The 2,551-nt window shown below is 59.0% G+C and carries 2 pseudogenes; both read left to right on the forward strand.

The annotated features are described in order from the left end of the window. The first annotated feature begins 141 nt into the window (after window positions 1-141). Window positions 142-2,069 (forward strand): annotated as a pseudogene (locus tag C0456_RS19975) (TonB-dependent receptor). Between the two features lie 81 nt (window positions 2,070-2,150). Next, a pseudogene (locus C0456_RS19980) lies at window positions 2,151-2,551 on the forward strand (HoxN/HupN/NixA family nickel/cobalt transporter); the annotation flags it as partial.

Below are 2,551 nucleotides of genomic sequence, written 5' to 3' on the forward strand. Positions count from 1 at the left end.
CGGCCACGTCGCAAGACGCCGGGGGACTATTTAGTGATCAAGACCATTACTACCAGCAGCGCCCTTGCGCTGATCTGTATCGGAAAACCGGCATTTGCCGAAACCTCTGAAAAGGCATCGCAAACAAGCGCGGATGCAGTCGTGGCGGGTAACGACATTGTGGTTTTCGGTCGCGGTGAGGCCATGATCGGCACTGCCAAATCAGCGAGCGAAGGAGCGTCGGAGGGGCCGATCTCCTCGTGCGGCCTCTTCTCCGCGTGGCCGAACTGCTGGAAGCGGTGCCCGGGCTGGTTGCAGCCCAGCATTCTGGGAGCGGCAAAGCCAACCAGTATTTCCTGCGCGGTTTCAACCTCGACCATGGGTCTGACTTCAGTACCTATATCGATGATGTGCAGATGAACTTTCGTACCCACGGACATGGTCATGGCTATCTCGACCTCAACGGCCTCATTCCGGAGATCGTGGGCCGGGAGGATTTTCGTAAAGGGCCCTACCGCGCCGATGGCGGTGATTTCGCTCTGGCGGGAGCAGCCTATATGACGACCATCAAGGGTTATGACCGGCCATGGGCATCGGCCGAGACTGGTTCATATGGTTGGCGCCGCGTCGCTGCGGGTGGAACATTGCACGACCTGGGCGGCGGAGACCTCACGCTTGTCGCCCAGGCCAAGGCCTATGACGGACCGTGGCAGGAACCTGAACGTCTGCGCCATTACTCGGGGTTCGCGAAATATAGCATGCCGACCGGTGCGGGCACATTGGAGGCATCTCTCCATGCCTACCGGGCGACATGGCACCCAACCGAGCAAATCCCCGAGCGCATTATCGGCACGGCGTTGTGTGCGGATGTGTTCTGCTCTCCAGATCCTTCCGCGCGGGGTGAGACGACGCGCCTGGTGGCTAACATCGCGGTCAAGCAACCGACATGGCGCGCCAATGTCTATGCCCAGTTTTACGACTGGTCGATGTTCTCGAACCCCACTTACACCGATCCGGATGGCACAAGCGCGCAGATCAAGCAGTTCGACCGGCGTTGGGTCCTCGGGCTGTCCGCACAAAAACATTGGGAAATCGCTGACAGTCTGGCTGTGAGCCTTGGCACCGAAAACAGATACGACGCCGTCGGGAATGTTGGTGTCGATCGAACGGCTGCCCGCGCATTTCTTGAATCTCTCGGGCACTTTCGGGTCGGGGAATTGTCTTCCGCGCTCTACGGCGAAGTCGCTTGGAAACCCTTGGCGGGACTGCGTGTGACAGGTGGTCTTCGCGGGGACTATTATCACTATTCCGTGCGTGCACGAGATTCTGTTGCGGCGTCGCTGGGCGAAGGCAGTGGCTCAGCGTCGATTCTCTCTCCCAAGGCGTCAATCGCCTATCAGGTTACGCCGCATCTTGAACTCTACGCCAACTGGGGCCGTGGATTCCATTCCAACGATGTTCGGGGTGCGGTCAACAGGGACACGCCTGTTCCCGTTCTGGTTCGCGGCATCGGCAAGGAACTGGGAGGACGCATTCAATTCTCCGGGGTCACGTTAACCGCGACTTACTGGTGGCTGCATGTCGGCAGCGAACTTCGTTTCATTGGCGATTCCAATGCTGTTGAACCGTCGGGTGCCAGTGGGCGTCATGGCTATGAAATCGTCGCCTTCTGGCGGCCGTTCCCTTGGCTTGCGCTTGATGGAAACTATACCGCCAGCCATGCGCGCTTCGACAATGGCGATCACATCCCCAATGCATTTGAGAACGCGGCTTCAGCCGGTGCCGCCATCATTCTTGATCCCTGGGAAGCCAGCATTCGGGTGCGCCACCTTGGACCTTCTCCGCTTGTCGAGGACAACAGTGTCCGGGATCGAGGCAGCACCGTCATGAATGCCCGGGCCGCGTGGAAGGGCAAGAAGGTCGAGATATTTGGAGAAGTGCTGAACATCTTCGACAGCCGGGACAAGGACATCGCCTATTATTACGAGTCCTACATCCCCGCCTTCGATGCAGGTGCTCCGGTGGAAGGCCGGTTGAGCCGCGTGGTCGAGCCTCGAACTGTGAGGATTGGCGCAAAGGTCAATTTCTAGCGAAATCCCTTGATGGGCGGCGCTGCAGCACGTCTGCGGCGCCATCCTTCGTTTGTATATTCCTCAATCGCCGAGCCAATCATGCACCTCACGAAGTCACTGCCATCCCTGTCTCTGCGCCGACGAATTGGTGCCTTGTTTGCCGGATTGATCGCCGCCAACATTGGGGTCTGGGTCTGGGCATTCAGCCTGTTTCATGCACAGCCGTTAATGCTCGGCACCGCTGTGCTTGCCTGGGGGCTGGGCCTGCGTCACGCGGTTGATGCCGATCATATTGCGGCGATTGACAATGTGACCCGCAAGCTGATGCAGGACGGGCAGCGCCCGGTTTCGGTCGGATTCTGGTTCGCGATCGGGCATTCCGGAATCATTGCCATAGCATCGATCATCATTGCGGTGACGGCCAGCGCGCTGTCGCAGTTCGGCGCCTTCAAGGAAATCGGTGGCGTGATTGCAACCGTGATTTCCGCGCTTTTCCTGTT

This window comes from Hyphomonas sp. (genome assembly GCF_013823385.1).
Lineage (GTDB): Bacteria > Pseudomonadota > Alphaproteobacteria > Caulobacterales > Hyphomonadaceae > Hyphomonas.